Raw genomic sequence first — 24433 nt, 5'->3', positions numbered from 1 at the left:
CCCATGACAACTTTGCGACTTGCCCTCTCCGAGCTCAAGCGGATGAGCCGCGGCACCTTGCCCAAGCTGGCGCTGATCGCGGTCACCTGCGTCCCGCTGCTCTATGGGGCGCTCTACCTCTACGCCAATTGGGATCCCCAGGGGAACCTCGACAAGGTCACGGCCGCCGTGGTCAATCTGGATGAAGGCGCCGAGCAAGACGGCGAGAGAACCCGAGTCGGCGACGACGTCGTCGAGGAATTGGAAGATGACGGCACCTTCAGCTGGGCGCACCTGGATTCCAAGACGGAAGCCGAGCAGGCCGTGGCCACCGGCCAGTACGCATTTGCGCTGATCCTGCCCGAGGACTTTTCCGCAGCCTTGGTCTCGCCGGGCGATTTCGAAGATGCCGAACAGGCCAATATCGAGCTGCTGACCAACGATGCCAATAACTTCATGGTTTCCAACTTCGCCAAAACGCTGGCTACCACGGTGCGCACCTCCGTCGCCGAGGAAGTGGGAACCGAGACGGCTTCGGCGATGATCGCGGGATTCGTGGACATCCACGATTCGATGGGTGAAGCCGCAGACGGCGCCGGGCAGCTCTACGATGGCACCCTTCGCCTCGGCGATGGCGTGGTCACCTTGACCGATGGCACCACCAAGCTGGTGGATGGCAGCACCGAGCTGAACTCGGGCACCAAAACCCTGAAGGATGGCACCGCCGAACTATCCGGAGGGTTGGGCAAACTGGTCGACGGCCAAACCCAGCTGCGCGACGGCAGCGCCGAATTGGCCACAGGCACCGCGCAGCTGGCCGACGGCAGCAAAGAGCTGAGCGATGGTCTGCACACCTTGAAGACGAAGACCCAAGCCCTTCCCGGCTCCGTCTCGAAACTGGACAAGGGCGCCGCCAGCGCCAAAAAGGCCGCCGATCAGCTTGCTGCCGGTTCACAGCAGGTCGCAGACGGCAATCAGCAATTGGCCAGCACGGCAGATGACGCCATTGCGGTAATCGACCAGCTGCAGGCCAACACGAAAACGCAGCTGGATAGCGTCAAGGCAGATACGCAGCAGCGCCTGGACCAACTTGTTAGCAGTGGCGCGCTCACCCAGGAGCAGGCCGATTCCATCCAGAGCACGGTCAGCCAAAGCGTGGAGAATTCCACGCTCAGCAATGCCCTGGACAACAAAGTTACCCAGGTCAATACCGAGTTATCTACCCTGCAAACGCAGCTGCACACCCTCGCCGACGGATCAGCGCAGGTAGCCGAGGGAAACCAGCAATTGGCTACCGGCTTGGGCACCCTTGCTGATGGCACCAAGGCGTTGGATAACGCCATGCCTGCACTCGTGAAGGGCATCGACTCGGCAGCCCAAGGCTCGGCGAAGCTCGCCTCCGGCGCCGCCGAAGCCAACACCGGGGCAAAGACCCTGGCCAAGGGCCAGCAGGCCGCATTGAACGGCGCCACCGACGCGGCTGACGGCGCAAGTCAACTGGATCACGGCGCCGGCACGCTGCTGGCCGGCACCGGATCCCTGCACGACGGACTGGTGCAGCTCTCCGATGGTGTTGGCGAGCTCTCGGACGGAACCCATGACCTGCAAGAAGGTTCAGATGAATTAGCCACCGGGCTGAAGGACGGCACCGGGAAGGTTCCGAATCCCGACAAGTCCACCAGTGAGCGGCTGGCCGATGTCATGGGCAATCCGGTAGCTGTCTCGAATAGCAAGCAAGCCGAAGCCCAGGCCTATGGCGGGGGCCTTGCTCCCTTCTTCATGACCTTGGCGACCTTTATCGGCGTGCTGATCCTGACCCAGGTCATGCGCCCGATGACCAAGCGCGCTCTGGCTTCCAACGGCAGCAACTGGAAAATTTCCATCGGCGGCTGGTTGCCGTTCGCCGCCATCGCAGTGCTGCAAACCAGCTTGCTCTACGCGGTGGTGCGATTCGGGCTGGGACTGCATGCCGCCCACCCGTGGCTGATCTGGGCGTTGCTGGCTTGTTCTGCACTGTGCTTCAGTGCGCTGATCCAGGGCTGTTTCGCGCTGCTGGGCACCGCTGGAAAGTTCGTGGTGCTAGTGCTGATGGTCCTGCAGCTGGTCACCTCCGGCGGTACCTTCCCCTGGGAAACCTTGCCTGATTCGCTGCACCTGCTGCACCGGATCCTGCCAATGAGCAATGTGGTGATCGGCATGCGCCACCTGATGTACGGCGCGGATCTTGGAGTGCTGCCATCGGTTGCCGGTTCGTTGCTGCTCTACACCGCCATTGGACTAGCCTTAAGTATGCTTGCGGTCCGCAAGAACAAGACCTGGAGCTTGAAAACACTGCAACCGGAGCTGAAAGAATGACAACGCCAACGGGCCAACGCCGCCGTGTGCGGGCCACGGATTCGAAGGAAAAGCTCTTCGAAGCGGCCATGAAGCTGCTCGGATCGCGCTCCCCCGAGTCCGTCTCGGTGGACGAGATCGCGGCCGCGGCCGGCGTTTCCAAGGGAACGGTCTACTACAACTTCGGCTCCAAAAACGAGCTGGTCAGCCAGATCCTCAGCTACGGGGCGCACAAGCTCATGGGCGAGCTGGCACGTGCAGCCTCCGGGGAAGACCCTTACCTTGCGCTGAGGCAGATGCTGGAATTCTCCATGGACTTCGTGGCCAACTACCCATCCTTCGCCCATCTGTGGATGCAGGAGCAGCTGAACGCGGACACCACCAACGCGCTCGCCGACACCCCGCTGCACACGCAGGTAACCGGGCTGATCATCGAGGTCCTCGAACGCCTCGTCGTGCTCGAACCGGACCAGAAGCTATCGGTAGCCACCAGCATTTTCGGTGCCGCCCTGTTTACCGCCCGAATGCGCGCCTCGGGACGGACCGGCCTGGATCGCGAGCAAACGGTGCGTGCCGTGCTGCTCACCGTGGATGGGCTTCGCCCTACCCGGCCGGCAGCCGGATCCTAGGCCTGCGATTCCCAGCTGGCCGTCTCCTTGATGCCAGGCAGTCCGGCGCTGAAGAGCAGCACCCCGGGATAGCCGTTGAGCAGTTCGGCCACGTCTCCATAGGCGTCATCTGGCAAGCGGGCCAGCAGCGAATCAACCACCAGCAACGGCGGTTCGCGCAAGAGCGCTCGTGCCACCAGCAACGACGCTTGCTGTGCTGAATTCAGCGGTTCGCCACCGCGGCGCAGGCGGGTTTCTTCTCCACCAGGTAAATCGGCCATCTTCAAGCCGCAGGTTTCAGCCAGCGCCACGGCCTTGCGCAGCGAAGCGCCCGGATGGCGATACCGCAGCGCACGGGCGACGCTTCCGCGCTCGGGAACCATGGAATCCAATGCGGAGCCCACGAGCTTGCGGCGGCCTGTAGCAGGCAGGTCCTCGCTGCGCCCCTCGGCGATCCACACCCCGGCCTGCGGGTCGGCACCGTGCACCAGGCTGCCAGTAGCGATGGCCGAAAGCAACGCCGCGCATTGGCTCTGGCTTCCGCGCAGCGCAATTCGCTCGCCGGGCTGGGCCCGCAGCGTGGAAAACTGGTCCGCCATCCCTGCAGGCACCTGGATGCGCACCGAGGAAGGCTGAAGCATCAGTTCCTTGGCATCGCGGGTGCTTGCCGGGGTCTCTTCGCGGGCCTGCCAGCGGTCCTGCTCGGCCAGCAGCGGAGCGATAATTCGCCGGCCCGCCTTGTAATTCTGCCGATACTCCACCACGCGGCCCCACTCGCCCAGCGTTCCAGCGCAAATTCCCATCAGCGTCAGGGCGGTCGCCATGGCGGCTGCCGGAAGCTGCGCCATCGAGGCTGCCGCCACAACCAGCGCGGTACCCAACAGCGGAATGGCCAGCGCCCCGCCACGCAGGGCTGCGGCGAACCGGGCGCGATGCACCGAAGCATCGATCACCTTCTGCGAAGCGTCCTGCACCCTTTGCACTTCACGCTCCACGCCGCCGCCGGCCGCAATCGCGGTACGGGCGGCCACGGTATCGGCAATGCGCGATGCCAGGTTCCCACGGTGCCGGCGCAAGGTCCTGGCGCTCAGGAAAGTCCCGCCGGCCAAAGCCGCCAGCAAAATGCCTTCAAGCACCAGGGTCGCAGCCAAGCTGAGGGCCAATAGCGGATGCAGGAACCACAGGCCCGCGCCGCTGACTGCCAGCAACGGCAAACCGGCTACCAGCGGGACCATGCCCTGCACAATCCAATTGCGGATCGAGGACAGGTCGTTGGTGGACCGGGCAATGGTGATGCCCATGGACGGACCGCGCGCACTGCGCAAGGCATGGGTGACCAGTCCGCGGCGCAGCTGGGCCACATAATGCTGGCCAAGCTTCTCGGCCAGCACCCGTTCAGCGTATTTGGCCAGGAAGAAGCATGCCACCAAGCCCAATACCGCGCCAAGAGCTCCCAGGCTGATGCTGGCCGAGAGCTGCCCGATCAGCCAGCCAATGGCAATCGAGAGCAGTCCAGCGAGAATGCCCAGGCTGAGCAGTCCGGCCAGGAGCATCCGCCGCCCGGGCGCTACCAGTGCCGGCAGGCGCCCAGGCTGCGCCGGCGGCGCAACGGCGATCTTCTGGTCCAGCATCTTGGCTCCTAGCGGGTTGGCAGAAGGGCGGCGGCAACCTCGGCCTGGCACAGGTCGAAGGTGCCGATTACCGGGGTGGCCAGCTGCGCCTGCGCTTCCATCGCAGCCAGCGGGGAGGCCGTGAGAACCCCGGAAACCGCGGCAACGTCCAGGCCCGCATCGAGCAGGATGCGTTCGCCAGCCTGGGCACCCAGAGCGTCCTGGGCGCTGAACAGCACGCGATCCACCTGCGCGGTGAAGATCGGGTCGCGCAGCAGGCGCGAGGTTTCTCCTTGGAAGAGGCCATCGGCGATTTCGATGACTACGGTGCCGGCCCCGGTGGCGCTCTGCTCGCGGATCATGGCGACCAGCAGGTCGCGCACGGTTTCGTAGTCCAGGCGGTAAGTGGTCGGGAAGCCGAAGTCGGTGAAGTCGCAGACGCTGAAGGCGCCGGCATCGGTGAACAGGTTCGGGTCGTTGCCTGCGCCGGTTCCGGTGGCCTTGCCGGCGGCAACCTGCATGCCGGAGTTGACCAGGCCGTTGACCAGGCAGCCCAGAGTGGTGGACTTGCCGGAGTTCATCGAGGTGCCCAGCACTGCGATGACCGGCGGGCGTGGCGCGTCGATCTGCGCGGCCCGCGGCGATTCGTTCTCGATGCTCAGCGGCGCGAAGTCCAGCAGGTTCACGACCTTGCCCTGCCGCATCAGCAGGCCCACTGGTTCCAGCTGCGTGGCCTTGTCAATCGATGCGTGCTGCTCGATGACCTCGCTGGCCACGCCGCCGCCGGCGACCAGCTGGCACGGACCCAGATTGTCTGGCACGTGGGCGAGGAACTGGTCCGGTGCGTAGCGGTGGCCGTAGGCGACCATGATTTCCTGTCCGACGAACATCAGCTGGCGGCGGGAGACCGGGGACTGCAGTCGGGTGTGCTTGCCCAATTCGGCGACATTGGCGATGACCACGTCTCCGGAGCGTGGCACCATGTTGGCGCGGCGGACGATTTCGAAGTCCTGCGGGTTGCGCTGCAGCTCGGCAGCGGCAAAACGAGTGGTGTAGGCGGCACGAATGGTGCGGGCACGCTGGGCATCGATCTGCTGCTGTACCTCGTTGCGTGCTGCGGCGGACTGCGTTGGAAGCGATTCTGCGATGATAGCCATTTGCCTGTTCCTCTTTCACTATTTCCGACCCGCGATTGCGGTTTGGCGGCGTTGGCTGTTGGGCCAACAATTACCAGTGAAACGAGCAATGGTTAATTCAAAGTGAACGGCTCATGAGTCTATGAGGTGTATTCGATGAGAGAGCTATCATCTGCTTCTCATAACGGCAGATCATCGTCTATTTACGTGTTGACTAGTACTTTAAAAAAACTTGATGAGACTTCTCTCATGCAGGCCGGGGTGCGATGAAATGTGTAACGCGCGCATCACGGGCATCCAAATGGGAATAGGGATGGCTGGTTTCCAGCACCGTGGTACCGAGGGTCGGGTAGTTCATCGCCAGTTCGTAGACAGCCTCTTCATCCGAGTCTCGCGATGCCAGGCGCAGGGCCAATTCCTGGAGAATGGGCTGATGCCCGATGACCAACAAGTTGCTGACGGTATCGGGAACCTCGTTGATGATGGAGCACAGCTGGGCGGTGCCGGCACTGAAAATCCGTGAGTCGATGTAGGGGGTTGGCCCTTTTTCCCCGAGCTCGGAGAGCACCCAGGCGCAGGTGGAACGCGCACGCAGCGCGTCAGAGCAGATGATGTAATCAGGGATCAGCTCATTGTCCACAAGCCAAGCTCCGGCAGCAGGCGCTTCACGGTGTCCGCGTGCGGCCAGCGGCCGGTCGTGATCCGAGACGCCTAGCGGGTAGTCGGCTTTGGCGTGGCGCATCAAGATGAGCTTGCGAGAATGCATGGTGTTCATTCTCCCAGCCTAAGACAGCGATGGCGGGTGAACCGAACTTGATTCACCCGCCATCGCCATGCGCTGATGCTAGATGGAGTATTCCGGGGCGGCCCAGACGACAACTTCTGGGTGCTCGTAGAAGCGGTAACCCTGGCCGCGCACGGTGCGTACGGTGTTCGCCAGGCGTCCCAGCTTGGAGCGCAGGCGTCGGATGTGCACGTCGATGGTGCGCTCGTTAGGGACCTCTTCGGCATTGCGCCACAGGTTTTCCAGCAGTTCTTCGCGGCCAACGGTACGGGTGCCGTTTTCCACCAGGAAGTTCAGCAGCTCGAATTCCTTGAAAGTCAGGTTCAGGGTTTCGCCATCCAGGTACACTTCGCGGCGCGACAGGTCGATCAGCACACCCGATGGGCGTGGGGTCGATGGACGAGCCTCGGCGCGTGGACGACGCGATACGGTTGGGTCGCCCAGGGCCTGGCGGACGACGTCAATTGGATCACCCTGCGCGCTGGTTGGAGCCAGCGCTACCGCAGCGTGGGTCTGCGCCTGCGGAGACAAGGTAGCCAAGAAAGCGCGTACCTGAGTGGCCAGCTTGCCCAGCGAAGTGCCCTGTGCTTGCGCGGTGGTTTCATCCAAACCCACGTAGAGCACGAATCCTCGGGCGGAGGTATCAGTACTTGGCTGTCCAGTTGACTGCACTGGAGCAGTGGTCGACGAATGCATCGGTTCACGAGTTTCATGAGCGGTGGAAACTGCGCGCAGTGGGCGATAGCCCGCTGGAGCATAGTTACCAGAAGCTGCACGCTGCGCAGCAGCTGCGCGGTTCTGTGCATTGCGAATTGAAACGTGGACGTATCCGGATCCAGCCGACATAATCTTTTCCTCTTTTAGTGCGAAGGCCAAGTGGTTTGGCGCTCATGCTTCGGGTTTTGCTTGCGCTGTTCGCGGCCTTCGTCCACGTTCAGCAGTTGGGTTTCCCGTCACCGTCTTCCAAATTCGGAATTACTAATCACGCATAATTCGACTTGCAGGCCGGTGACGCCGAGCATTCGTTGGCAACAATTCCGGACAATTCGAGGATGACTCTCGAACTGCTTTTACTGTTCTGCGCCGTACTCACACCTCTAGTTTCCTCGTAACATTGGCAACTTGCAAGTAACAATGAACGCCCGCGTCCACATAGTGAGACACATCTTCCCAAACGTGACATAAGACACTTTAGGCAATTCTTGAATACCTAAGCGCTTAACTAAACAATATGTTCAACAATCTGCCGAATTCTGGACATTGCGCCCACTCCATTCCGAGGTGCGAATATCCATTCAGCGCTATAGACCGTCCACACTCCAAACATTCGCCCTTACTCGGGGTTGACCAAATTAACCACTATCGGTTCGGGTTTCTCCCGCATAAAATCGACTTGCAGTCATAGCTGGCACACAGCTAAAACATATTCTCGGCCCAAGGCAATAGGAGAAGCTGAATACATGAATGAATCTCGATTTTCCCCTTCGCAGCTGCCTCGACTAACCCATCCCGATGGCACAGCAATCAAAGTTCTGGTGGTCGATGATGAACCTTCGCTTGCGGAATTGGTCGCCATGGGAACCCGCATGCTGGGCTGGGAAGCCACAATGGCCCACGACGGACCAGAGGCCGTAGCTACCGCCCGCTCATTGGCTCCAGATGTTCTGGTGCTGGACTGGATGCTGCCAGGCTTTGACGGCCCCGAGGTCCTGCGCAAGGTACGCACCCATTTCCCCGAAATCCCGGTTCTGTTCCTCACCGCCAAGGACGCGGTGGAAGATCGCATCGAAGGCTTGGGCGCCGGAGCTGACGATTACGTGGCCAAGCCCTTCAGCCTCGAAGAGGTCCTGATCCGCTTGCACCGCCTGGTGGAACGTTCCGGCGCGGCCACCGCCGACTCCGCCGAATTGGTCGTTGGTGACCTGGTGCTGAATACGGACTCGCATGATGTCTCCCGGGCAGGCCGCGAGATTTCGCTGACCGCCACCGAATTCGATCTGCTCAGCTACCTGATGAACAACGCCCGCCGCGTGGTTTCCAAGTCGCAGATCCTGGATAACGTATGGCACTACGACTTTGATGGCCAGGCCAACATCGTCGAGCTGTATATCTCCTACCTGCGCAAGAAGATCGATGTTGATGCAGAACCCATGATCCATACCGTGCGTGGCGTCGGCTACGTATTGAAGCCGGCGGCATGAGTTTCTTCTCCCCGAATACCAAGGTGAGCTCTCCGCATGCGCTCCAGCGCAAGCTGCTGCTCATCCTGCTGACCTCGGTAACCGCTGTGTCCGTCTTGCTCGGCCTGCTCTATAACGCCGGCATGCGCCAGACCTTGATGGACCAGCTCAACAGCCAGCTGCGCCTGGCCACCGAACGCGCCCTGAATTATTCGCAGGGCGCGCCAGCGGTGAACTCTCGGCTTGATGCTCCCGGCCAAGCCGCCGGCACGCTGACCGCCCGCTTCGTCGACAAGTATGTCTTCAACGGCGGTGTGCTCGATGAACGCACCGGCGTCTTGGAACAGCTGAGCCAGGAAGACGCCATCCCGATGGTGGATCTTGAGCTGAGCACGCTGCGTGAAGGCGGGCCGTTCAAGCCGGTTCGCGCGCATTTGACCGTGGGCGACTACTATCTGGTCGCCGTCAAGGATTCAGGTTCCAACGGCATTTTGATTGTCGGCCTGCCCTTGCACAGCACCGATCTGGCCTTGCGCGGCATGGCTTGGCTAACGCTGTTCATTGCGTTGATCCTGATTGCCGGTGCCGGTTTGGCTGGTTCCTGGCTGATCTCACGCTCGCTGGCTTCGCTGAAACGCGTGGCTACGGTGGCTGCTTCGGTTGCTGCAGAAGAACTTGATTCAGGCAAGGTGGATCTAGCCCAGCGAGTGCCTGCACAAGATGCAATTCCCGGCACGGAAGTGGGCAATGTCGGCAATGCGTTGAACGCGATGATCAGCAATGTCTCAACCGCACTGACCTCCCGCGAAAAGTCCCAAGCCCAGATGCGCCAGTTTGTCGCCGACGCTTCGCACGAGCTGCGCACCCCGCTTTCAGCGATCCGCGGCTACACCGAGCTGCTCTCGGCTACCGAGCACTTCTCCCCCGACGGACAACGCTCGGTGGACCGGGTACTGCAGCAAAGCGCGCGCATGAGCTCGCTGGTGGAAAGCCTATTGCTCCTGGCTCGCTTGGACGAAGAGAATGCCTTCAAACGCAGTGAAGTGGACTTGTGCGAACTGACTGCGGATATCACTGAAGACTTCAAGCTCACCGCCAGCGACCATCACTGGATTTTCGACTGCCGGACGCCGCAGACCATCATCCATGCTGATTCAGCCTCCCTGCGTCGGGTAATCACCAATCTCCTGGCCAACGCCCGCAAGCACACCACTGCCGGAAACACTGTCACGGTGTCGGTGGACCAGGATGATCAGACCGATGAAGCAATCCTGAGGGTGCACGACACCGGAGAAGGCATCGCACCGGAATTCCTGCCACGAGTCTTTGAGCGTTTCACCCGTGCTGACAAGGCCCGCTCAGGCTCCGATGGCACTACCGGCTTGGGCTTGCCGATCGCCAAGAGCATCGTCGAAGCCCATGGCGGCAAGATCACCGTGGCATCCAAACCAGGTGACACGGTCTTCGAGGTCCGCTTGCCGCTGATCGATCCGGAAATCGCTGAAGAAATGCCAAAGGCTGCGGTGTAATCACCGCAGCCCTTGGGCACATCGCATCTTTGCCAGTTAGGCAATCGGCGGGGTTACACCGTAAAGACGGTCACCGGCATCGCCCAGACCTGGGATGATGTAGGACTTTTCGTTGAGCTTCTCGTCCAGGTTCGCGAGCACCACGTGCACGCGATCGTCATCGCCGTGGATTTCTTCCAGGCGGGCAACGCCCTCAGGAGCCGCGATGAGGCAGATGCAAGTCACCGAATCTGCGCCGCGGTCGAAGATGAACTTGATGGCTTCAGCCAAGGTGCCGCCGGTGGCCAGCATCGGGTCGAGCACGAAGACCTGGCGGCCGGTCAGATCGTTTGGCACGCGGTCGGCGTAGGTAATGATGTCGAGGGTTTCCTCATTGCGGGCCATGCCCAGGAAGCCAACCTCTGCGGTTGGAACCAGACGGGTCATGCCTTCGAGCATGCCCAGGCCAGCACGCAGGATTGGCACTACCAGCGGGGTTGGCTTGGCGATGGCGGTACCGATAGTGGTGGCAACCGGAGTCTGCACCTGGACGCTTTCGGTCTTCACCTCGCGAGTGGCCTCATATGCCAGCAGCGTGACCAGCTCATCGGTCAGCTGGCGGAAAATGGAGGATGGGGTGTTCTTATCACGAAGAACCGAAACCTTGTGTGCCACCAGTGGGTGGTCGACTACCTGTACGCGCATAAGTAGAAATCTATCAGCACCGCCTCGCCCAACTCGAGAGAAATCCCCGTTTTCCCGCCCTTAAATCACTCTGGTGTGCCCAACGAAACAGCAAACTTCTGCACAGTGCGCGGTGCACCACACTGGAACGGCCCTGCGGACAAGGAAAAACACGTAAAGTGAAAATACTATGGTGCACGAATTTGAAACCTGGATGGACCTGGCTCTGGCCGAAGCGCGCGCGGCGCTAGCCACCGATGACGTGCCCATCGGCGCAGTCATCCTCTCCCCCGCCGGCGAAGTTCTGGCCACCGGCCGCAACGAGCGCGAGGCAGGCAACGACCCCACGGCCCATGCCGAAGTGGTTGCCATCCGCAACGCCGTCAAGGCTCTGGAAGCCAAAGGCGAAGATGACGGCTGGCGGCTCTCGGACTGCACGCTGGTGGTGACACTCGAGCCCTGTGCCATGTGCGCCGGGGCCATCGTGCTCTCGCGCATCCCCAAGCTGGTCTTCGGCGCCTGGGACGAGAAGGCCGGAGCATGCGGCTCGGTCTTCGATATCGTCCGGGAACCTCGGCTGAACCACTGGGTCGAGGTCTACTCGCGGGTGAAGGAAGAGGAGTGCGCAGAGCTGCTGCGTGAGTTCTTCCGCGGCAAGCGAGCCTAATTTCCGGCTTTGATGTGTTTCGGAACACTTCAGGCCAAAAATCCGGCTCCCGTTTTTGTTTTCACCTGATGTTCGTTATAGAGTTATCAGGTCTGGTGACGTGTCCGAGCGGCCGAAGGTGCAACACTCGAAATGTTGTGTACGGTAACCCCGTACCGTGGGTTCAAATCCCACCGTCACCGCCAGAGCCAAGGCCCCGGAGCCCTTGAATTATCAAGGACTTCGGGGTCTTTGCCATACCCCGAACGACCGGTCGTGCAACAAGAATCCGAGAAGGTATTCATTGAGGCCGTCTTATATGCTCCTGCATCAGATTCGTCAGTGGGCAACATCTATTCTGGCTGATTCCATGGGCGAACTCTCTGCGACCTCGCCTTGCGCTCTAGTTCCCCTGAGATTTTGTAGTGAAGGTGACACAGAAATTGCTCTGATCGCGCACCCCCCTCCTACTAAAGTATGCGGATTAAATGGTTGACTTGCCCTATTTCTCGCAACTACGGTTTTAAATTGTTCTAAGATTTGCGGATCATCGTTGGCGGACTGCCCCTCCACCTCGCTGGGGAGTGCAGCATTGCTCCGATGCCACAGATAGAGCACACGAATTAAAAGGTCTTCAAATGGCAAGAAATTTTAAAGCTTCAATCGCCTGTACCGTTGTCGTGAGTTTGGCCTTCGCAGCATTTGGAATAGTCACACCAGCTTCGGCGAGCACCCAAGAAACATTGTCAACGACCGCACCCCAAGCCATCACAGACCCTCAAGAATCAGATTTTCCGAAGTGGTCGACATGCTGGAAGTCATGGAAGAAATTCCCGACTCCGCCTTAGTTTCTGACAAGGCTCTGGAACAGTATCTCAACTCAGTAAACGTTGCGGAGCAGAACAATTCTTCGAAATTCGAGCTAGCGCAGGCGGCCGGAATCGACTGGGGCAACACTGCGAAATGCGCTCAAGCTCTTGGAACAGCGGTACTTGGGTTCGCTGTACCTGCTGTGAAGCTCATAAGGATAAAAGCGCTCATCAAAGAATTAGGCGGTGTTTGGAAATCTGCCAAACTACTCGTCGGGGCTGGAACCGCAGCCGAAAAGGGTGAGGCTGCCGTCACGGCCCTTGCTTCACTAGTTGCAGAGCTTGCGGGAATCCCAGGAATCGTTGGCGCTTGCCCTAAAGTGTGGAAATAGCCCGCCTCCTACACTAATGACACAACCGGAAGGAACTGAAAGATGAAGAATTTTCGTCTCTTCGGATCGGCCACTTTATCAATTTTGGCTACCGTTGCATTGGTTATGAGCGCGTGGCAAATTGCTGCAGGGCTCGCGGTAGCCGCATTGTTGGTTTTGCTTTTACCGTCGACAGCCACAAACGCTCAGGGCCCTGAACGGGGCTCGACAAAACATTCGAAAAATGAAATCAAGCAAATCCGCGACTATAGAAAGTCGAATCCAAGCGCGTCCCTGGTTGAAGCAGTCCGCGCGGTAGAAGGCCGAGGAAAATAGTCTTCTTCCGGTCTTACGACTCTTGAATTTCAAAAAGACTTGGCAACAATCGCCAGGATCATTCAAATCGTGGGGATTGTTGTACCCGTCACCGCCAAGAAAACCCCGGGAATCAATGATTCCCGGGGTTTTGCTTTGCCTGGAACTAGTTCGCGAAAGTATCTGCGAGCTTGCCCTTGGCATCCCACAGCGCCAGCGAGTCGCCGCCGTTGTTCAGGATGCCAGCGCCATCAACGTAGAACGCATCCTCGCTTTTGGTGCCAGGGCCCGACTAAACGCGCAGTTTCTGGCCTGGCTCAAGCTCGTAGCCTTCGCCGATTTCCAAGATGTTATTGGCTGCATCGCGAAGAATGTTTCCGCTGACATCAATGGTGCGCTTGCCGGTATTCTCCAGAATGACGTGTTCACCCTTCTCAGGGGTCGTGTCGCTGCCTGGAACATCGTTGATGGAGTCGGCAATGATCACGCCATTATTGGCTGGGAAGATCTTCTGGCCATCCAGGTGGCGGTTGATCTGCTGCGGGAAGTCCCCGGTGATTCGCTCGACGCCCAGGGCCAGCGCTTCGTCAGCTGCCGCGTCGGCGTTCACGGTATAGACGCCAAGGCCCAAGCCTGCGTCTTTCACACGCTGTGCACCGGCCGCATCAAGCGTGCGGTAGCTCGTGCCGAAGGAGTCCGCATAGCTGGCGTAGTTGGCCAGTTCCGCAACGGACGGAACCGTGCCGGATAGCTGCTGGAGTGGAACTTCCGGAGCGATCTGGGCAAAGCGCTGGTTGGACACGGCGTCGAAACCAAGCACCTCGATCTTGTTCGCGTCGGCAAGCTCCTTCCATTCAGGATTCTGAGCCAATGCGTCGGCAACCAGCTTTTCCACCCCTGGGGACTTGGCTGGATCCTTGATCTCGATGAAGACGCCGGTGTCATCGGTCAGAGCGCCTGGAACCTCATCGAAATGCGGGATCTTGGTTCCTTCGAACTCCTCTGAGAAGTATGAGCCGGCATCGAGCTGCTGCAGTTCGTCCCAAGTGAACGATGTGATGGGGTCGTCCACGCGTTCAGGGAAAACCTCGGCGATGTTCGTGGTGCGCGATGCGGTGGAATCGTGGAAGATGAACGGAACCCCGTCCTTGGACAGCTGCACGTCGATTTCGGTGAATTCGGCGCCGGACTGGCTGCCTGCCTTGATTGCAGGAAGCGTGTTCTCCGGTGCCACGCCTGCAGCTCCGCGGTGGCCGATCAGCAGCGGGTCAGCGCCGGTTGGTTCGATCTGGGCGGCGACAGCCGGCATTGCCATGGTGACGGCCAAAGCCAGGGTTGCTGTGCCAAAAGTGATATTGCGCAGTTTCATGGAGCACTTCCGTCGGTGTCATTGGTGGACACCGACGATGCTTCTGCACGCTGGTGACAGCGAGCTCACTCTCAGTTGAATCAGAGATTAAGCTTTTCTACTCAATCTCATGCGTGCTGATCTGTGTTTCCAAATTCGTCCCGTTCAGCTCAAGATAGATCTGGCCTTCGGTTACCGACAGGGACATGGTATTCCGGCGAGTCAGCGCTTGCGCGGCGGCGTCGATGAACTTGGAGTCGAAAGAACGCACCACGATATCCTGCGAACGGTGAATGGTTTTTCCGCGCCAGGTGGCCAGCAGCTTGGCGGGGTCGCGGTGCGTATAGACAGCGGCACGATCGGCGCGCTTGCTGCCCAAATGCAGACGTTGCGCGTCCGGAGCGCCTACTTCGATCCAAGCGGTAATGAGTCCGGTGAGGTCCTTGACCAGAATGGCTGGCTCCTCCCCGGTGGAAACGCCTCCGGCAGAGAATGCGATGCCTTCTTCCAATTCGAGGCAGTAGGCCAGCACCCGGGTGACCATGTAGGCATCGGTTTCCGAGGGATGCTGCGCAACACGCAACGAAAGATCCTCGTAAACCCCACGATCTACATCAGCAAGTTGAACTTCAAAGGTGTGTATAGTCGCGCCGATAGCCATAGTTCACGAGTTTACCGTGAACAGGCTGGGCCGACTGACCCCTAGTTGCTCGCAGGAGCCTTGCCTGCGCGGCTGCGCACTACATGCCGCCGCGGCCCCTGGTGCCGCGCAGCATGCCCGCGACCACCAGGGCGAAAGTTCCCACGAGTACCAGCAGCCAGAGGCCCAACGCATAGGAATTGGTCTCTGCATGGTACGTCATGCCCATTGCCAGCGGAGGGAAATAACCGCCCAAGCCGCCAGCGGCAGCGACCACCCCGGAGACGGCACCGACCTTTTCCGGAGGCGTCGATGGACCGATCCAGGCGAATACCGCGCCCATGCCCAGGCCCATGGCCGATGCCATGAGGATGAAGGTGACGCCGGTGAGGATGCCTTCGGAAGGCTGCTGTCCGACAATGTAGGCCAGCGACACGATGCCGGCCAGGGAAATCAGTGCAATGATCTTCGGTCCGAACTTATCGGCCAGCACGCCGCCAATCGGGCGCGCGATCACCGCGGCGAGAGCGAAGAGCGCCGTACGGGTACCGGCACCAATCGGATCCACATTCTCCGGGTAGATGGTCATCAGGTACTTGGGAAGGAAGGTCGAGAAGGCAACGAAGCCGCCGAAGACAATGCCGTAGAGGAAGGCCATCTCCCAAGTGATGGCCAACTTGAGCGCACCGAAGACCTTGGGAAACAGCGGCTGGTTATTCGGCTTCCACGCCGGGGATTCGCGCATGAGGAACCAGACCAGCGCGGCGGTCACTACCAAGAGGCCGGCGAGGAACAGGTGCGTTCCCCAGTATCCGAAGCTCTGCAGCAGCCGCGGAGTCTGGAACGCTGAAATGGCGGTGCCGATCATGCCCATGCCGAACACGCCATTGGCAAAACCACGCTTATGCGGCGGGTACCAGGCGCTGGCAAAGGGAACACCAACGGCGAAAATCGACCCGCCGACGCCCAAATAGGTGCCGGCAATGATCAGCAGCGCGAAACTTCCAATGCTACCGGCGAGCGCCACCAGCAATACCGCCGGCACCGTCGCCAGGAGCACGACGGTGAACATCTTCCGAGCACCGAACCGGTCGGTCAGCGCACCGGTGAAGATACGCCCGAGGGCGCCCACCAGCACCGGAGTGGCCAGCATCAAGGAGACTTGCCCCTCGCTGAGGTCCATTCCCTCGGCGTAGAAACGCTGAATTGGGGGAAATGAGCATCCATGCCCAGAAACCCACGGCGCTGGCAAGGGTGGCCAGCACTAATTGGAACAATCCCCCACGAAGGTCGGGGCCCTGCATATCGGTTGCTGCTGTGGTTCCTGTGCTCATTGAAACCCTCCACGGGCAATGGGTCGGTCCATGGCCAATCGGCCTTTCGAATCGCAGTCTATTCCTCTCCGCCATAGAAATGGAAGTGACGTGGCAGTAGATTATCTAAGCCGTGACTGGGAAAGATATTAAGGATAAATTTGAAAAACGCTCTTGAAAGTTCACACCCAAAAGACGAAGCTTGGAGGACTAGCCACAGTTAGAAAGAGCCAGCAATGAGCGATCGGCCCAACCACACACAGCCGGCAACCGACGGACCACTTGCTGATTCACTGCTCTCGATGGGAAAGTTCCTTCGCCGCGGTGAAACCAGTGAAGATTTGCGAGCAATGTTTCTCTCCGGCGGACGCAAGGGCGACGTCTTCTATCGCGACCGGTGGTCGCACGACAAGGTGGTGCGTTCTACTCACGGAGTGAACTGCACCGGCTCCTGCTCGTGGAAGGTCTACGTCAAAGACGGCATCATCACCTGGGAAACCCAGCAGACCGATTATCCTTCCGTAGGACCTGACTCTCCGGAGTACGAACCGCGTGGCTGCCCTCGCGGTGCGGCGTTCAGCTGGTACACCTACTCGCCAACGCGCGTACGCTTCCCCTACATCCGCGACGTGCTGGCCGACCTCTACCGTGCAGCCAAGAAGGCGCATCCGGATCCCGTAGATGCCTGGGCATCGATCGTCGAGGATCCAACCAAGGCCAAGCGCTACAAGAAAGCCCGCGGCAAGGGCGGGCTGATCCGCACCACCTGGGATGAAGCACTGGAAATATCCACGGCAGCCCAGGTCTACTCGGTGAAGAAGTACGGTCCGGACCGCATTGCCGGCTTCTCCCCGATCCCGGCCATGTCCATGGTTTCGCACGGCGCCGGTTCGCGCTACATGAACCTCATCGGCGGCACCATGCTCTCCTTCTACGACTGGTATGCCGACCTGCCGGTGGCCAGCCCGCAGGTCTTCGGCGACCAGACCGACGTGCCCGAATCCGCTGACTGGTGGAACTCGCAGTACCTGATCATGTGGGGTTCCAACGTCCCGGTCACCCGCACCCCCGATGCGCACTTCATGGCCGAAGCGCGCTACAAGGGCACCAAGGTCGTCACGGTCTCCCCGGACTACACCGATAACACCAAATTCGCCGACGAGTGGGTGGCTTTGCAGCCAGGCACCGATGCGGCCCTGGGCCTGTCCATGGGCCATGTGATCCTCAAGGAACACTACGTCGAAAAGCGCACCAAACCTTTCGAGGACTACATGCGCACCTACACCGATTCCCCCTTCCTGGTGGAAATCGATACGGCTACCGGCACCCCGGTGCCCGGCAAGTTCCTCACCGCGGCAGACCTGGGCCTGGAGGCAGAAGACAATGCCGATTTCAAGCCCGCCTTGCTGGATACCAGCGGCACCGCCCGCGTTCCCCGCGGCACCCTGGGACACCGGTACTCCGAGAAGGACAAGGGCCAATGGAACCTCGACCTGGGAGACATCACCCCTGCCCTGTCGGTCATGGACCTGGAAAACTGGGACGGCGCAGCAGTCGAGATCAGCCTTCCGCGCTTCGACCTGACTCCGGAGCCGGGCAGGAGCATGCCGGAGGCTCGGGAGTGGTGCAGCGCGGAGTGCCGGTAGTGCAGCTCGCCGGCAAGACGCTGACCACGGTCTTCGACTTGATGCTCGCCCAGTACGGCGTGGGCCGCGGATCCCTGTCTGGCCAGTGGCCGGCGGACTTCATGGATGCCAGCACCCCGGGCACCCCGGGCTGGCAGGAAGAGCACACCGGTGTCCCGCCGGAGCAAGCCATCCGCATTGCCCGCGAATTCGCCGACACCGCCGAGAAATCCGGCGGCCGCTCGATGATCCTGATGGGGGCCGGCACCAACCACTGGTTCCACTCCGACACCATCTACCGCACCTTCCTGGCGCTGACCATGATGACCGGTTGCCAGGGCGTCAATGGCGGGGGCTGGGCCCACTACGTGGGCCAGGAAAAGGTCCGTCCGCTCACCGGCTACCAGCAATACGCTTCGGCCGGTGACTGGAACCGCCCACCGCGCCACACCATCGGCACCGCCTTCTGGTACCTGGCCACTGACCAGTGGCGCTACGACGGGCTGCCGGCCAACCAGCTGGCATCCCCTCTGGCCAAGGGCCAATTCGACGGGCGCACCACCGCGGACTGCCTGGTCGATTCGATCAAGCGCGGATGGATGCCGGACTACCCGACGTTCAACCGCAACCCGCTGGATCTGGTGGACGAGGCTGAAGCGGCCGGCAAGGACCCGGCGCAGCATGTGGTGGATTCGCTGAACGACAAGACGCTGGCCTACGCCTGCGAGGACCCGGATTCACCGGAGAACTTCCCGCGTGTGGCGCTGATCTGGCGCGCGAACATCCTCGGTTCCTCCGGCAAGGGCAATGAGTACTTCCTCAAGCACCTTCTGGGCACCGACGCCTCGGTGCGCGCCCCGGAAGCCGCTGAAGGCCACCGCCCGGTGGACATGGCCTGGCATGATGAAGCGCCGGAAGGAAAGCTGGACTTGCTGGCCACCGCGGATTTCCGCATGACCAGCACCACCTTGTTCTCCGACCTGGTCTTCCCGGCCGCCACCTGGTACGAGAAGTACGATTTGTCCTCCACGGACATGCACCCGTTCATCCACTCCTTCAACCCTGCCATCGCCCCGCCGTGGCAGACCAAGACCGACTTCGAATTATTCGGTCAGATGGCCAAGCGCTTCGGGCAGTACGCCGCCAAGCACCTGGGCAAGCGCAAGGACCTGGTCGCTTCCCCACTGCAGCATGACACCCCCGATGCCATGGCCACCGTCAAGGGCCAGGTTGCCCAGGGCGCGCCATTGGTGCCGGGGCTGACCATGGCCAAGCTGAAGGTCGTGGAGCGCGACTACCCGAACCTCTACGCGCAGTGGAGCACCCTGGGCCCGTTGACCGAAAAGCTGGGCATGGTCACCAAGGGCATCAACTACCAGGTGGCCCCGGAGATCGAAACGCTCAAGCACCTCAACGGCGTCTCGTCCACCGGCTCGGTGCTGCTGGATACCGACAAGAAGGCCTGCGAGATGATCCTCGCCTTCTCGGGCACCTCCAATGGGCGCCTGGCGACCACCGGATTCCGGCAGCTCGAAGAGCACACCGGGCAGAAGATGGCCTTCCTCTCCGAAGAGCATGAGGGTTCGCGGATCTCCTTCCACGATGTGCAGGTCCAGCCGCGCAGCGTGATCACCTCCCCGGAGTGGTCCGGCTCCGAGCACGGCGGCCGGCGCTACACCGCGTTCGCCATCAACGTGGAGCATCTGAAGCCATTCCACACGCTGACCGGGCGCATGCACTTCTACCTGGACCACGACTGGATGTCGGAGCTGGGCGAGAATCTGCCGATCTACCGTCCGCCGCTGGACATGCACCGGTTGTTCAACGACGCGAAGCTGGGCACCACCAGCATGCACGAGTCGGGCAATGCCGAAGTAGCGGTGCGCTACCTGACCCCGCACTCCAAATGGTCCATCCACTCCGAGTACCAGGACAACCTGTTCATGCTCTCGCTCTCCCGCGGCGGCCCCACCATCTGGATGTCGCCGCAGGACGCGGCGAAGATCGGGGTGCGCGATAACGAGTGGATCGAGTCCTACAACCGCAACGGCGTGGTGGTGGCCCGTGCCATCGTCTCGCACCGCATGCCAGAGGGCACCGTGTTCATGTACCACGCCAAGGACCGCACCGTGGACGTGCCGCTGGCCGAAACCAGCGGCAAGCGCGGCGGCATCCACAATTCGCTCACGCGCATCCTGATGAAACCAAGCCATCTGATCGGAGGCTACGGCCAGCTGGCCTGGGCCTTCAATTACCTCGGCCCCACCGGAAACCAGCGCGATGAGGTCACCACGATCCGCCGCCGCAACCAGGAGGTACAGTACCGATGAAGGTCATGGCCCAGATGTCCATGGTGATGAACCTGGACAAGTGCATCGGCTGCCACACCTGCTCGGTGACGTGCAAGCAGGCGTGGACCAACCGCACCGGCGTGGAATACGTGTGGTTCAACAATGTCGAAACCCGTCCCGGGGTCGGCTACCCGCGCACCTACGAAGACCAGGAGAAGTGGCGCGGCGGCTGGACGCTGAACAAGCGCGGACGGCTGACGCTGCGCGATGGCGGCCGCTTCAAGAAGCTCAGCCGCATCTTCTCCAACCCGAAGCTGCCCGAGATCCACGACTACTACGAGCCATGGACCTACGACTACGACATGCTGCTGAACTCGCCCTCCGGCGAGCACACCCCGGTGGCCACCCCGAAGTCGCTGCTCACCGGCAAGGACATGAAGATCGGCTGGTCCGCCAATTGGGATGACAACCTGGGCGGTTCGCTGGAGACCATGGACCAGGACCCGCTGCTGGCCAAGATGAGCGAAGAGGTGAAGGCCGAGTACGAGAAGGCCTTCATGTTCTACCTGCCGCGCATCTGCGAGCACTGCCTGAACCCTTCCTGCGTCGCTTCTTGCCCTTCGGGTGCGATGTACAAGCGCGCCGAGGACGGCATCGTGCTGGTGGACCAGGACGCCTGCCGCGGCTGGCGCATGTGCGTTTCGGGTTGCCCGTACAAGAAGGTGTATTTCAACCACCGCACGGGCAAAGCCGAGAAGTGCACGTTCTGCTACCCGCGCATCGAGGTGGGCCTGCCCACGGTCTGCGCCGAAACCTGCGTGGGACGCCTGCGCTACCTGGGCCTGGTGCTCTACGATGCCGACGCGGTAGCCGCGGCCGCCAGCGTCGAAGACGAGCACGATCTGCTTGACGCCCAGCGCGGCGTGCTGCTTGATCCGCACGATCCTGCGGTCATCGAGGCGGCACGGGCCGGTGGCATTCCCGAGGACTGGATAGAGTCGGCCCAGGCCAGCCCCATCTGGAAGCTGATCCGCGATTACGAGATCGCGCTGCCGCTGCACCCCGAATACCGCACCATGCCCATGGTCTGGTACATCCCGCCGCTGTCCCCGGTGGTGGACGTAGTCACCAATACCGGCAATGACGGCGAAGATGCCGATAACCTCTTTGCCGCCATCGACAAGCTGCGCATCCCGATCGGCTACCTGGCCGAGCTGTTCTCCGCGGGCGACACCGCCCCGGTGGACCTCTCGCTGCGCAAGCTGGCCGCCATGCGCTCCTACATGCGCGGGGTGTCCATGTCCGATCGCCGCGACGAGTCGATCACCGAAGCGGTGGGCATGAGCGGGCCGCAGATGGAGGAGATGTACCGGCTGCTGGCCATCGCCAAGTACGAGGAACGCTATGTCATTCCGCCGGCCCACGCCGAGCAGGCCCACGACCTTGAGGAAATGGGCTGCTCGCTGGACTTCGAGGGCGGTCCTGGCATGGGCGGGGCCGGCCCGTTCGGCTCCTCTTCGGGCGAGTCGGTTCCGGTGGCGGTGGAGAACTTCCAGTCGTTGAAGAACCGCCAGACTTCGGACCGTCCCTCCACCCCGGGCCGGGTCAACCTGCTGAACTGGGATGGCAATGGCACCCCTGAAGGCCTGTTCCCACCAGAGGATGGCAAATGATCCCGCGACTGTTCAACCGCGCAACCCCGCGCCGCAAGCTTGCCGGCACCTTGGAGCCGGTGGCCATGAAGCGTGCTGAGCGCGCCCGGGTGCACACGCTCGCCTCGCTGCTACTCGATTACCCCGACCAGAAGTGGTTCGCGCGGCTCGATGAGCTCGAAACCCACCTGGGCAGTGTTCCGGCGCCGATCGCCCAGCTGTTGGCCGACTTCATTGAAGCCTCCCGGTCGCTGGGATCTACGCAGGTGCAGCGCCTGTACGTGCAGACCTTCGATTTGAAGCGCAAATGCAGCCTGTACCTGAGCTACTTCGCCACCGGGGACACCCGCAAGCGCGGCACGGCCCTGGTCACCTTCCTGGAGGCTTACCGGGCCACCGGGTGGGAATTCGATGCCGATGAATTGCCGGACTACCTGCCGGCGGTGCTGGAGTTCTCGGCGCGCTGCGATGACCCGATTGCCGAGGCGTTGCTGTCCTCGCATATCGAGGGCATCGAAGTGCTGCGCACGGCACTGGAATCCATGGGCAGCCACTGGGCTGGATTGATCCGCAGCATCACGCTGTCGCTGCCGCCAGTGGATCAGGAAACCCAAGAGCGGGTGCTGGCCTTGGTCAGCGAGGGCCCTCCGACTGAAACGGTCGGATTGTCATTCTTGGGAAATCTACCGCCATTCAGCCCGAGGGGGAACGGATGAGTACATCAGCGATTCTGCTGTGGGTGGTGCTGCCCTATGCCGCGGCGGTGGTATTCATCGTCGGGCATATCTGGCGCTACCGCTACGACAAGTTCGGCTGGACCACGCGGTCCAGCCAGACCTATGAGAACCGCCTGCTGCGCTGGGGGTCGCCGATGTTCCACTTCGGCATCCTGATGGTGATCGCCGGACACGTGGTGGGCCTGCTGATTCCCCGCGAATGGCTCTACGCCATTGGCGTCAATGAGCACATCTACCACCTCGGGGCTACCTGGATGGGTACGGCAGCGGCGATCCTGACCGTGGCGGGCCTGATCATCCTGATCTACCGCCGCCGTACCGTCGGCCCGGTCTTCCTGGCCACCACGGTCATGGACAAGGTCATGTACGTCTTCCTCGGAGCCACCTTGGGCTTCGGCACGCTGGCCACGCTGGTCTACCAGGTCTTCGGGCCGGGCTATTCCTACCGCGAATCCATTTCGCCATGGATCCGCCAGATGATCATCTTCCAGCCCCATCCGGAAATGATGGTGGAGGTTCCGCTGTTCTTCCAGCTGCATGTGGCGACCGCGTGCGTGCTGTTCGCGCTGTGGCCTTTCACCCGGCTGGTCCACGTGTTCTCCGCGCCGATCCCGTACTTTTTCCGCCCGTATATCGTCTACCGCTCGCGTGATGAATCGCGCGGCGCCGGCTCGCGTCCGGTGCGCCGCGGCTGGGATCCGGTTGCCGCTCCGCAGCCGCGAGGCAAGCGCGGCTCCAACCGCTAATGCGCCTGAAGAAAGCGGCACTGCGGTGCACAAGGGCCTCGGCTCATATCCGTGGTTTTGGAATAGGCCTTGCCTGGTTGCCTGCAGCGGCAATGCTGGCGCCGGGGCTATAGGCCTATTCCAGGTTTGCCGGGAAACAGGCCCATGGCGAAAGCTTGGCGTTGCGGCACCAATTAGATGGTGCGCGAACTGGCTATGGCGATGCCAACTAGTTTTTCAGCGGCCCCGGTCAGCTGCCGAGGTCCGGTCCATACCGCTCTGAGCCGGCGTTGGAGCTGAACCCCGTCAATGGGCAGCTCGACAAGCGTGCCTGCTGCCACCGCATCGCTTACCGCAAAGCGGCTTAGCACAGCCGGACCGGCTCCCGAAAGCACGGCAACTCGCACCGCGGCATTGCTTTCCAACACAATGCGCGGGACAACCGGTGCCTTCAGCGCCTCGTCCAGGACTTTCCGGGTCCCCGAGCCTGATTCCCTGGCAATGAGGCAGGAATCCATGATTTCTTTAGGCTGAACCGAGTCCCTGTCCGCCCACGGATGCGAGGAAGCCACCACGAGCACCAGCCGGTCTTCTCCCACAAATGCCGAATGCGTTGATTCTTTGGCAACCGGGCCTTCGACAAATCCGAGACCGCATACGCCTGTGTGCAATTCGTTCAGGACATCGGTTGTGTTGCTTACCCGCAAACTGATCTGAGTATTCGGCAGGGCAACACGCAATGATGAAAGCCACCGTGGCAGCAAATACTCGGCAATGGTCTGGCTGGCAGAAATTTTCAACTCGCCAAAGTTGTCATTGCCCAAAGCCCGCGCGTTGCGCATCAGCGAGTCCGCAGAGCTAAGCAATTCACGCGCCCACTCGACAAATAGCAAACCCTCAGGCGTCAAGCGCGAGCCCGTAGTCGAGCGACGCAGCAATGCCAGGTTCAGCCGCCGTTCAAGACGTGAGATGGAACGGCTGACATTGGGTTGCTCCATGTGCAGCTCGCGCGCAGCAGCGGACAAGCTTCCATGCTCAGCAACTGCCACTAGCACTTCAAGGGAACTGAGCTCAGGCCAATCCGACATATCCACAGCATATGCCATCCTGCAAGATTGGCGTCTACCGGGATGTTATT

Annotated in this window: 19 protein-coding genes, 1 tRNA gene and 1 pseudogene; 12 read left to right on the top strand and 9 right to left on the bottom strand. The window is 61.2% G+C overall.

What is annotated here, in order from left to right; all coding sequences use genetic code 11:
• The first annotated feature begins 3 nt into the window (after window positions 1–3).
• Window positions 4–2334 carry a YhgE/Pip domain-containing protein gene (locus tag AARI_RS02875; RefSeq protein ID WP_013347873.1) on the top strand — a complete coding sequence of 777 codons (2331 nt, stop codon included), beginning with the start codon at window positions 4–6 and terminating at the stop codon, window positions 2332–2334.
• Window positions 2331–2942: a TetR/AcrR family transcriptional regulator gene (locus AARI_RS02870; RefSeq protein ID WP_013347872.1), complete on the top strand. Its 612-nt coding sequence runs from the start codon at window positions 2331–2333 to the stop codon at window positions 2940–2942. Before AARI_RS02875 ends, AARI_RS02870 begins: the two co-directional genes overlap by 4 nt.
• On the opposite strand, the gene AARI_RS02865 is transcribed toward AARI_RS02870, so the two are convergent.
• The 4 genes from AARI_RS02865 to AARI_RS02850 form a co-directional block, all read right to left on the bottom strand.
• The gene (locus AARI_RS02865; RefSeq protein ID WP_013347871.1) at window positions 2939–4552 is read right to left on the bottom strand and encodes an ABC transporter transmembrane domain-containing protein; all 1614 of its coding nucleotides are present in this window, start codon (window positions 4550–4552) and stop codon (window positions 2939–2941) included. The two genes, AARI_RS02870 and AARI_RS02865, sit on opposite strands and share 4 nt — an antisense overlap.
• 8 nt (window positions 4553–4560) lie before the next feature.
• Window positions 4561–5688 (bottom strand): hypothetical protein, encoded by a 1128-nt coding sequence (locus tag AARI_RS02860; protein WP_013347870.1) that lies wholly within the window; start codon window positions 5686–5688, stop codon window positions 4561–4563.
• Between the two features lie 226 nt (window positions 5689–5914).
• Window positions 5915–6442: a SixA phosphatase family protein gene (locus tag AARI_RS02855; RefSeq protein WP_013347869.1), complete on the bottom strand. Its 528-nt coding sequence runs from the start codon at window positions 6440–6442 to the stop codon at window positions 5915–5917.
• Window positions 6443–6511: 69 nt separating this feature from the next.
• Window positions 6512–7297 (bottom strand): winged helix-turn-helix domain-containing protein, encoded by a 786-nt coding sequence (locus tag AARI_RS02850; RefSeq protein ID WP_013347868.1) that lies wholly within the window; start codon window positions 7295–7297, stop codon window positions 6512–6514.
• A 614-nt stretch (window positions 7298–7911) separates the two neighbouring features.
• On the opposite strand from AARI_RS02850, the gene AARI_RS02845 reads away from it, so the two are divergent.
• Window positions 7912–8652 carry a response regulator transcription factor gene (locus tag AARI_RS02845; RefSeq protein ID WP_013347867.1) on the top strand — a complete coding sequence of 247 codons (741 nt, stop codon included), beginning with the start codon at window positions 7912–7914 and terminating at the stop codon, window positions 8650–8652.
• Window positions 8649–10160 (top strand): sensor histidine kinase, encoded by a 1512-nt coding sequence (locus AARI_RS02840; RefSeq protein ID WP_013347866.1) that lies wholly within the window; start codon window positions 8649–8651, stop codon window positions 10158–10160. The genes AARI_RS02845 and AARI_RS02840 overlap by 4 nt, the downstream gene beginning before the upstream one ends.
• 36 nt (window positions 10161–10196) lie before the next feature.
• Here AARI_RS02840 and upp read toward each other — a convergent pair whose 3' ends face one another.
• Window positions 10197–10844, bottom strand: a complete 648-nt coding sequence (upp, locus tag AARI_RS02835; RefSeq protein WP_013347865.1) for a uracil phosphoribosyltransferase — start codon at window positions 10842–10844, stop codon at window positions 10197–10199.
• A gap of 169 nt (window positions 10845–11013) precedes the next feature.
• Between upp and tadA the strand changes: the two genes are divergently transcribed.
• From tadA to AARI_RS19540, 4 genes are all read left to right on the top strand, one after another.
• Entirely contained in the window at window positions 11014–11490 is a 477-nt protein-coding gene (tadA, locus tag AARI_RS02830; RefSeq protein WP_013347864.1) for a tRNA adenosine(34) deaminase TadA, read from the top strand.
• 94 nt (window positions 11491–11584) lie between these two features.
• A tRNA-Ser gene (locus tag AARI_RS02825) sits at window positions 11585–11675 on the top strand.
• Window positions 11676–12277: 602 nt separating this feature from the next.
• A complete protein-coding gene (locus tag AARI_RS02820) occupies window positions 12278–12670 on the top strand; it encodes a hypothetical protein (protein ID WP_013347863.1) in 393 nt (130 codons plus the stop codon).
• Between the two features lie 42 nt (window positions 12671–12712).
• On the top strand, window positions 12713–12985 hold the full coding sequence (locus tag AARI_RS19540) for a hypothetical protein (protein WP_146040999.1): 273 nt from the start codon (window positions 12713–12715) through the stop codon (window positions 12983–12985).
• Between the two features lie 271 nt (window positions 12986–13256).
• Here the strand turns inward: AARI_RS19540 and AARI_RS02815 are convergent, their stop codons facing one another.
• The 3 genes from AARI_RS02815 to AARI_RS02805 all read right to left on the bottom strand — a co-directional run bounded on the left by AARI_RS02815 (window position 13257) and on the right by AARI_RS02805 (window position 16135).
• Window positions 13257–14333, bottom strand: coding sequence for a glycerophosphodiester phosphodiesterase family protein (locus AARI_RS02815; protein WP_013347862.1), 1077 nt, complete (start codon window positions 14331–14333; stop codon window positions 13257–13259).
• A 97-nt stretch (window positions 14334–14430) separates the two neighbouring features.
• Window positions 14431–14973, bottom strand: a complete 543-nt coding sequence (locus tag AARI_RS02810) for a YaeQ family protein (protein ID WP_013347861.1) — start codon at window positions 14971–14973, stop codon at window positions 14431–14433.
• 79 nt (window positions 14974–15052) lie between these two features.
• On the bottom strand, window positions 15053–16135 hold the full coding sequence (locus AARI_RS02805; protein WP_226910602.1) for an MFS transporter: 1083 nt from the start codon (window positions 16133–16135) through the stop codon (window positions 15053–15055).
• A 366-nt stretch (window positions 16136–16501) separates the two neighbouring features.
• Between AARI_RS02805 and AARI_RS02800 the strand changes: the two are divergent.
• The 4 genes and pseudogenes from AARI_RS02800 (at window position 16502) to narI (ending at window position 23316) form a co-directional block, all read left to right on the top strand.
• Window positions 16502–20220 (top strand): annotated as a pseudogene (locus AARI_RS02800) (nitrate reductase subunit alpha).
• Window positions 20217–21854 (top strand): nitrate reductase subunit beta, encoded by a 1638-nt coding sequence (narH, locus tag AARI_RS02795; protein ID WP_013347859.1) that lies wholly within the window; start codon window positions 20217–20219, stop codon window positions 21852–21854. Before AARI_RS02800 ends, narH begins: the two are co-directional and overlap by 4 nt.
• Entirely contained in the window at window positions 21851–22549 is a 699-nt protein-coding gene (narJ, locus tag AARI_RS02790; protein ID WP_013347858.1) for a nitrate reductase molybdenum cofactor assembly chaperone, read from the top strand. Before narH ends, narJ begins: the two co-directional genes overlap by 4 nt.
• On the top strand, window positions 22546–23316 hold the full coding sequence (gene narI / locus AARI_RS02785; protein ID WP_013347857.1) for a respiratory nitrate reductase subunit gamma: 771 nt from the start codon (window positions 22546–22548) through the stop codon (window positions 23314–23316). The genes narJ and narI overlap by 4 nt, the downstream gene beginning before the upstream one ends.
• A 173-nt stretch (window positions 23317–23489) precedes the next feature.
• Here the strand turns inward: narI and AARI_RS02780 are convergent, their stop codons facing one another.
• Window positions 23490–24383: a LysR substrate-binding domain-containing protein gene (locus AARI_RS02780; RefSeq protein WP_013347856.1), complete on the bottom strand. Its 894-nt coding sequence runs from the start codon at window positions 24381–24383 to the stop codon at window positions 23490–23492.
• Window positions 24384–24433 lie beyond the last annotated feature (50 nt).

Origin of the sequence: Glutamicibacter arilaitensis Re117 (assembly GCF_000197735.1) — a bacterium.
Classification (GTDB): Bacteria; Actinomycetota; Actinomycetes; order Actinomycetales; family Micrococcaceae; genus Glutamicibacter; species Glutamicibacter arilaitensis.
This window is presented reverse-complemented; position numbering and strand designations above follow the sequence as displayed.

Excerpts from the sequence above, each read along its gene's own strand:
- AARI_RS02875 (WP_013347873.1), top strand. The coding sequence starts at position 4 with ATGACAACTTTGCGACTTGCCCTCTCCGAGCTCAAGCGGATGAGCCGC.
- AARI_RS02870 (WP_013347872.1), top strand. The coding sequence starts at position 2,331 with ATGACAACGCCAACGGGCCAACGCCGCCGTGTGCGGGCCACGGATTCG.
- AARI_RS02865 (WP_013347871.1), bottom strand. The coding sequence starts at position 4,552 with ATGCTGGACCAGAAGATCGCCGTTGCGCCGCCGGCGCAGCCTGGGCGC.
- AARI_RS02860 (WP_013347870.1), bottom strand. The coding sequence starts at position 5,688 with ATGGCTATCATCGCAGAATCGCTTCCAACGCAGTCCGCCGCAGCACGC.
- AARI_RS02855 (WP_013347869.1), bottom strand. The coding sequence starts at position 6,442 with ATGAACACCATGCATTCTCGCAAGCTCATCTTGATGCGCCACGCCAAA.
- AARI_RS02850 (WP_013347868.1), bottom strand. The coding sequence starts at position 7,297 with ATGTCGGCTGGATCCGGATACGTCCACGTTTCAATTCGCAATGCACAG.
- AARI_RS02845 (WP_013347867.1), top strand. The coding sequence starts at position 7,912 with ATGAATGAATCTCGATTTTCCCCTTCGCAGCTGCCTCGACTAACCCAT.
- AARI_RS02840 (WP_013347866.1), top strand. The coding sequence starts at position 8,649 with ATGAGTTTCTTCTCCCCGAATACCAAGGTGAGCTCTCCGCATGCGCTC.
- upp (WP_013347865.1), bottom strand. The coding sequence starts at position 10,844 with ATGCGCGTACAGGTAGTCGACCACCCACTGGTGGCACACAAGGTTTCG.
- tadA (WP_013347864.1), top strand. The coding sequence starts at position 11,014 with ATGGTGCACGAATTTGAAACCTGGATGGACCTGGCTCTGGCCGAAGCG.
- AARI_RS02820 (WP_013347863.1), top strand. The coding sequence starts at position 12,278 with ATGCTGGAAGTCATGGAAGAAATTCCCGACTCCGCCTTAGTTTCTGAC.
- AARI_RS19540 (WP_146040999.1), top strand. The coding sequence starts at position 12,713 with ATGAAGAATTTTCGTCTCTTCGGATCGGCCACTTTATCAATTTTGGCT.
- AARI_RS02815 (WP_013347862.1), bottom strand. The coding sequence starts at position 14,333 with ATGAAACTGCGCAATATCACTTTTGGCACAGCAACCCTGGCTTTGGCC.
- AARI_RS02810 (WP_013347861.1), bottom strand. The coding sequence starts at position 14,973 with ATGGCTATCGGCGCGACTATACACACCTTTGAAGTTCAACTTGCTGAT.
- AARI_RS02805 (WP_226910602.1), bottom strand. The coding sequence starts at position 16,135 with ATGGACCTCAGCGAGGGGCAAGTCTCCTTGATGCTGGCCACTCCGGTG.
- narH (WP_013347859.1), top strand. The coding sequence starts at position 20,217 with ATGAAGGTCATGGCCCAGATGTCCATGGTGATGAACCTGGACAAGTGC.
- narJ (WP_013347858.1), top strand. The coding sequence starts at position 21,851 with ATGATCCCGCGACTGTTCAACCGCGCAACCCCGCGCCGCAAGCTTGCC.
- narI (WP_013347857.1), top strand. The coding sequence starts at position 22,546 with ATGAGTACATCAGCGATTCTGCTGTGGGTGGTGCTGCCCTATGCCGCG.
- AARI_RS02780 (WP_013347856.1), bottom strand. The coding sequence starts at position 24,383 with ATGTCGGATTGGCCTGAGCTCAGTTCCCTTGAAGTGCTAGTGGCAGTT.